At 74.9% G+C, this 6,489-nt stretch carries 6 protein-coding genes; 5 read left to right on the top strand and 1 reads right to left on the bottom strand.

Annotated features, from left to right (window positions below):
• The coding region (locus PKY62_RS09285; RefSeq protein WP_324536428.1) for a DNA translocase FtsK at positions 1-1,084 on the top strand (1,084 nt) is incomplete at its 5' end.
• Entirely contained in the window at positions 1,066-3,267 is a 2,202-nt protein-coding gene (locus PKY62_RS09290; RefSeq protein WP_324536429.1) for a sensor domain-containing protein, read from the top strand. The genes PKY62_RS09285 and PKY62_RS09290, both read left to right, overlap by 19 nt.
• Positions 3,268-3,310: 43 nt before the next feature.
• Here the strand turns inward: PKY62_RS09290 and PKY62_RS09295 are convergent, their stop codons facing one another.
• Positions 3,311-4,645: a CapA family protein gene (locus PKY62_RS09295; RefSeq protein ID WP_324536430.1), complete on the bottom strand. Its 1,335-nt coding sequence runs from the start codon at positions 4,643-4,645 to the stop codon at positions 3,311-3,313.
• A 75-nt stretch (positions 4,646-4,720) separates the two neighbouring features.
• Between PKY62_RS09295 and pgsA the strand changes: the two genes are divergently transcribed.
• The 3 genes from pgsA (at position 4,721) to PKY62_RS09310 (ending at position 6,466) form a co-directional block, all read left to right on the top strand.
• Positions 4,721-5,290: a CDP-diacylglycerol--glycerol-3-phosphate 3-phosphatidyltransferase gene (gene pgsA, locus PKY62_RS09300; RefSeq protein ID WP_324536431.1), complete on the top strand. Its 570-nt coding sequence runs from the start codon at positions 4,721-4,723 to the stop codon at positions 5,288-5,290.
• 104 nt (positions 5,291-5,394) lie between these two features.
• Positions 5,395-5,898 (top strand): CinA family protein, encoded by a 504-nt coding sequence (locus PKY62_RS09305; protein WP_324536437.1) that lies wholly within the window; start codon positions 5,395-5,397, stop codon positions 5,896-5,898.
• A 235-nt stretch (positions 5,899-6,133) separates the two neighbouring features.
• Positions 6,134-6,466, top strand: coding sequence for a helix-turn-helix domain-containing protein (locus PKY62_RS09310; protein ID WP_324536432.1), 333 nt, complete (start codon positions 6,134-6,136; stop codon positions 6,464-6,466).
• The last annotated feature ends 23 nt before the right edge of the window (positions 6,467-6,489 follow it).

Raw genomic sequence — 6,489 nt, forward strand, 5'->3', positions numbered from 1 at the left:
CGCCGGCGCCACCGGCGCGGGCAAGTCGAGCTTCGTCAACTCGATGATCACCTCGCTGCTCATGCGCGCGACCCCGGACGAGGTCCGGATGGTCCTCGTCGACCCCAAGCGCGTCGAGCTGACCCTCTACGAGGGCATCCCGCACCTCATCACCCCCATCATCACCAACCCCAAGAAGGCCGCGGAGGCCCTGGAGTGGGTGGTGCGGGAGATGGAGCAGCGCTACGACGACCTGGCGATGTTCGGCTACAAGCACATCGACGACTTCAACGCCGGCGTGCGGGCCGGCCGGGTCACGCCCCTGCCGGGCAGCGAGCGGGTCATCGCGCCCTACCCGTACCTGCTCGTCATCGTCGACGAGCTCGCGGACCTCATGATGGTCGCGCCGAGGGACGTCGAGGCGTCGATCCAGCGGATCACGCAGCTCGCCCGCGCTGCCGGCATCCACCTCGTGCTCGCCACCCAGCGGCCCAGCGTCGACGTCGTCACCGGACTCATCAAGGCGAACGTGCCCTCGCGGCTGGCCTTCGCCACCTCGTCGCTGACGGACTCGCGCGTGGTGCTCGACCAGCCGGGGGCGGAGAAGCTCATCGGGCAGGGCGACGCGCTGTTCCTGCCCATGGGCGCTGCCAAGCCGATGCGCGTCCAGGGGGCGTGGGTCACCGAGAGCGAGATCCACGCCGTCGTGGCGCACGTGAAGTCCCAGCTCAAGCCCAGCTATCGCGCGGACATCGTCGTCGCCGCGACCAAGAAGCAGGTCGACGAGGACATCGGGGACGACCTCGACCTGCTGCTCCAGGCCGCGGAGCTGGTGGTGACCACGCAGTTCGGCTCGACGTCGATGCTCCAGCGCAAGCTGCGCGTGGGGTTCGCGAAGGCCGGGCGGCTGATGGACCTCCTGGAGTCGCGCGAGATCGTCGGCCCGTCCGAGGGCTCGAAGGCCCGCGACGTGCTCGTCACGCCGGACGACCTGCCCGCCACCTTGGCGATGCTCCGCGGGGACCCGGCAGACCCGGTCTTCGACCAGGACACGGCGGACGACGACGACTGGGACACGGGTGAGCGATGGGCACCTCGGGACTGAGCGCTGCCGCGCTCCTCGCCGCGGCAGCGCTCCTGCTCGCCCTCGTCCTGGTCGTCCTGCTCGTCGTCTGGCGCGCGCGGTCGGGTCGCGCGGCGGTGGCCCAGGCCGAGCGGGTCGCGCACCTGGACCGCCGGCTCGCCGGTGTCCTCGCCGCCGCGCGGGACGGCGTGGTGCTGCACACCCCCGCCGGCAAGGTGGTCGAGCTCAACGAGGCCGCGGCGCGGGCCCTGGACCTGCCGCGCGCCGCTGCCATCGGGACGCTCGTCGCCGACCTGCCCGTGCAGTGGGTCTCGGAGCAAGGCCAACCCGTCGCCGTCGGCGCCGTGTTCGCGCCCCGCACGCCGTCCGGGACCGGCTACGCACCGGGGGACGCCGTCGAGCCCACGCCGTTCGTCGTCGGTGCCGCGCCACGCAGCGGCGCCCCGGTGCGCTGGCTCCAGACGAGCACCCGGCAGGTGCAGGGTGCGGACGGCGCCGTCGAGCTCCTCACGACCCTCGCCGACGTCACCGGGCCGCGGGAGATCCGGGCCGCACTGACGCGCTCCGAGGCCCAGTTCCGGCTGGCCATGGAGAACGCCCCCATCGGCATGGTGCTGGCGGACCGGCAGTGGCGGCTCGTCGAGGTCAACACGGCCTTCGCGCGGATGCTGGGCACCGAGCCGGCCGCCCTCGTCGGGCGCGACCTGTCGACGCTGTCGCACCCGCAGGACCGCGCCGCCGAGCGCGCCAACGTGCAGCGCGTGCTCTCCGGGGAGGACAGCTCGTTCACGCTCGAGAAGCGCTACCTGCGGGTCGACGGGCAGACCATCTGGACGGTGCTCGACGCCGCGCTGGTCCGCACCCCGGCCGGCGAGCCGGACCACTTCGTCGCCCAGGTGCGCGACAGCACCGAGTCCCGCATGCAGTCGGAGATCCTCGCCCACCGTGCCGCGCACGACCCGCTGACCGGGCTGGCCAACCGGACCCTCATGCAGGAGGCCCTCGGCCAGGCGCTCGAGCAACCCGGGGCCGCGGAGCGCGTCGCCGTCCTGGTCATCGACCTCGACGACTTCAAGGCGACCAACGACCGCTACGGCCACCCGGCAGGCGACGAGGTGCTCGTGCACGTCGCCGGGGTGCTGCGGGCCGCGTGCGGCGGGCGCGGGCTGGCGGCGCGGCTCGGCGGGGACGAGTTCGTCGTCGTCGTCCAGGACCCGGACGCCGGCCGGGCCGCCTTCGAGATCGCCTCGGGCATCCACCACGGGCTGCAGAACCCCGTGCGCACCCAGCGGCGCCGCTTCCCCGTGCGCGCGAGCATCGGCATCGCGGTGGTCGACGACGCACTGCTCCTCGACGGGCCGATGGGCGTCCTCGCGGCGGCCGACACCGCGCTCTACCGCGCCAAGGCCGCCGGCCGCGGACGCACCGACGTCTACCACCCCGCGATGGCCGGCTCGGCGGAGTCGCGGCACGGCGCCCTCGCCGAGCTCTCGCGCGCGATCGAGCACGGTGAGATCGTGCTGCACTACCAGCCCATGGTCGACCTGACCTCGGGCGCGGTCCGGGGCCACGAGGCCCTCGCCCGCTGGGACCACCCGACGCGCGGGCTGCTCCTGCCCGGCGAGTTCCTCGCCACGGCCCAGGAGGGCGGGCTCGGGGTGAGCCTGGGGGTCACGGTCGTCCAGCAGGCCGTCGCCCACCTGTCGCGCACGGCGGCCCACGGGGGCTGGGTGTCGGTGAACGTCTCGGCCGACCAGCTCGGTGACGGCGAGCTCGTCGCGCGGGTCAAGGCCGAGCTGGCGCGCCACCGGGTGGACCCGGCGCGTCTGCTCGTCGAGCTGACCGAGACCAACCTGGACGTGGGGTCGCGCACCCGGGCGGACCTGGCCCAGCTGCACGACGCGGGTGTCGCCGTGCTCATCGACGCCTTCGGCACCGGCGTCTCGCCGTTGTCGTACCTGCGCGACCTGCCGGTCTCCGGGGTGAAGCTCGACATGTCCTTCACCGCGGGCATCCCGGAGGACCCGGCCGCCGTGCGCGTCAGCCGGGGCCTCGGCGCCCTGGCGCGCGAGATGCAGATGCTCACCGTTGCCGAGGGGATCGAGACCTCCGAGCAGGCCGCGACGCTGCGCGGCTTCGGGTGGCAGCTCGGTCAGGGCTGGCTGTTCGGTGCGGCCCAGCCACAGCCGGTCACCGAGGTCTGAGGCTCAGGGCAGGACGCCGGGTCTCCGGCAGGGACGTGGGTCTTCAGGGCAGGGTGAGGGGGCGCAGCAGCGGTGCCGGTCCGGTCGCCGTCGGCGGAGCGGTGAGCTCCGGCGGCGCGGCACCCACCACGGCCGTGACCCGGTCCCTGCGGGTGACGAGCTCGCCGGCGCTCATCGACCCGGCGCCCTGCCCGGCCGCCACGAGCGCGGACAGCGGCTCGACCACGTAGCCGCCGCCGCGGTCCACGGTGACCGCGGTCCAGGCCATGCCGGTGACGCTCACCGGACCGTCGGCGGGCTTGGTGAACGTGGCGAGCATGAGCAGCCCGGAGTCGGAGCTCGCCACGCAGCAGTGCGCGCCCTGGTTGGAGATGAAGTTGCCCAGGCCGTAGGCCACCCACATCCCCTCCCCGCGCGGCCCGCCGGGCAGCTCGACGACGGGCTGCGGGACGTGGGCGTGGTGCCCGATGACGAGGTCGACGACGCCCGAGGCCGCGAGCTCCGCCGCCACCTGGACCTGCTGGTCCGTGGGGTCGGAGACGTACTCGACGCAGCAGTGGATGCTCACGACGACGACGTCCGCACCGGCCGCCCTGGCGGCCGTGGCCTGGGCGACGAGCGTCGCCGTGTCGATGAGGTTGACGGTCCACGGGGCGCCGCTGGGGATGGGCAGCCCGTTGGTGCCGTAGGTCGCCGCGAGGTGCGCCACCTGGATGCTCTGCCCCGCGCGCTCGAGCCGGTAGACCTCGGGGGCGGCGGCCTCCTCGGCGCTGCGCGCGGTGCCGACATGGCCGAGGTCAGCGGCGTCCAGCGCGTCGAGGGTCGTGGTGACCCCCGCGGCGCCGCGGTCCAGCGAGTGGTTGGAGGCCGTCGAGCAGCCGTCCCAGCCGGTCGCCGAGAGCGCGCCCGCGATCTGCTGCGGAGAGCCGAACATCGGGTAGCCGGACGGGTTGGTGCCCGCGGGGGCGACGGGGACCTCGAGGTGGCACAGGGCCAGGTCCGCGCCGGCCACCCAGGGCTGGATCGCCGTGAGCTGCGGCGTGAAGTCGTAGCCGTCCGCGGTCCGCGCCGCCTCGAAGACGGGCTGGTGCAGCAGCACGTCCCCGGCGGCGACCAGCGTGAACACCGCGTCGGGCGCAGGGGTCGGTGTCGGCGTGGGGGTGGGGGTCGGTGCGACCGCCGGGTCGCTCGGGGTGGCCGACGGCGTGCCGAGGGCCGTGTCCTCCCGAGCCCCGTCGGAGCCGAGCACGCTGTCGCCCAGACCGATGGCCAGGGCGCCACCGGTGGCCGCGACCACGAGGACCAGCGCGCCGACCGCCGCACGGGCCGCACGGGCCCCGCGCGACGGTGCCGGTCGGGGACGGGCGTGGCGGGTCACCCCCTGACGATACCCGCGCGGGCCCGGCAGCCGGGTCGGGTCCCGTCGACCCGCCACGGCACCTAGGGTGGGGCCGTGGGCACCCCAACGACGTCGGTCTGGACCGCCGCCAACCTCGTCACGATGGCCAGGGTGGCGCTGGTGCCGCTCGTCGTCCTCGCCCTGCTCGCCGACCAGGGCACGGGGGGCTGGCGCTGGGTCGCCGTCGTGCTCTTCACGCTGGCCGCCGCGACGGACCGCCTCGACGGGTACCTCGCGCGCCGGATGAACCAGGTCACCGACTGGGGCAAGCTCGTCGACCCGATCGCAGACAAGGCGCTCATCGGCTCCACGCTCGTCGGGCTGTCGGTGCTCGGCGACCTGCCGTGGTGGGTGACGATCGTCATCCTCGTCCGCGAGCTGGGCATCACGGCGATGCGCTTCGCCGTCCTGCGCTACGTCGTCATCCCCGCCTCACGGGGCGGCAAGCTCAAGACCGTCCTGCAGTCGGTCGCGATCGGCATGTTCGTCGCGCCGCTCGACACGCTGTGGCCGTTCCTGACGGTCGTCGCGTGGGTCGTCCTGCTCGCCGCGGTCGCGCTGACGGTCGTCACCGGTGTCGACTACCTCCGCACGGGCTGGGCAGTGCGCAAGCAGGCGCCGTGACGGGCGCTGCCGCGGGCCCGGGTGCTCCCGCGGGCGAGCCGTGGAGCGGTCCGCCGGACGACGACGGCGCGCGCGACGGCGCGCAGGGCAGTCCGCGGGACGCCGTGCCGGACGGCGCCCGGGACGCGGCTGCGCTGCTGGCGCTGCTCGGTGCGGCCGGCCGCACCCTCGCCGTGGCGGAGTCGCTCACGGGCGGCGCGGTGGCCGATGCGCTCGTCGCGGTCCCCGGGGCCTCGGCCAGCCTGCGCGGGGCGGTCGTGGCGTACGCCTCCGACCTCAAGGCGACACTCCTCGACGTGCCGGCGGAGCTGCTCGCACGGCACGGCGCCGTCCACCCGGACGTCGCGGCGGCGATGGCCGACGGGGTGCGCGGCCGGCTCGGGGCGGACTACGGCCTCGCGACCACCGGCGTCGCCGGGCCAGACCCCCAGGACGGCCACCGGCCGGGCACCGTGCACGTGGCCGTGCAGGGTCCGTGGGGCGGCGAGGTGCGCACGCTCGACGTCGACCCGTCCGTCGGGCGCGCCGGGATCCGCGCGGCGGCGGTGCGTGCGGTGCTCGCCCTCGCGTTGCGCCGAGCGGGTGACGACCTCGCGACGGAGCGCTGAGTACGCACGCTCGGGCGTGCTGCGCGCGGGTGAACCTCACCCGGTCGACGGGAACAGGTCACACATCCGATGCGTTGGACGATGCGTGAGCAGAGACGGGACGGTGCCGCGTCAGAAGCGCCATCCTGTCGGCCCTGCGGGGTACGGTAGGGCTTCCTCGGGTCGGACTGGCCGGCCGGGGATCGGGACGGCGCCGGGCAACCGGCCGCCGGGACGTGCGGAGGGAGGTCGACCGATGGTGGTGCTGCGACGTGAGATCGGCGACGTCCTGCGTGGTGCGCGTCAGCTGCAGGGTCGCACCCTGCGCGAGGTCTCGTCGGCCGCCCGGGTGTCCCTGGGCTACCTCAGCGAGGTCGAGCGGGGCCAGAAGGAGGCCTCGTCGGAGCTCCTGGGCTCCATCTGCGACGCCCTCGACCTGCCCCTGTCCCTCGTGCTGCGCGAGGTGAGCGACCGCGTCGCCGTCGCCGAGGGCCTGGCGATCCCGGACACCGTGCCGGCCGACCTCGCCGCCGGCCTCGGCCGCTCCGGCGAGTGGATGTCGCGCGGAGCCCTCACGTCCGTCGGCTGACCGGCGGCGCGCCCGTCTGACCG

The organism is Actinotalea sp., assembly GCF_035443605.1.
GTDB lineage: Bacteria > Actinomycetota > Actinomycetes > Actinomycetales > Cellulomonadaceae > Actinotalea.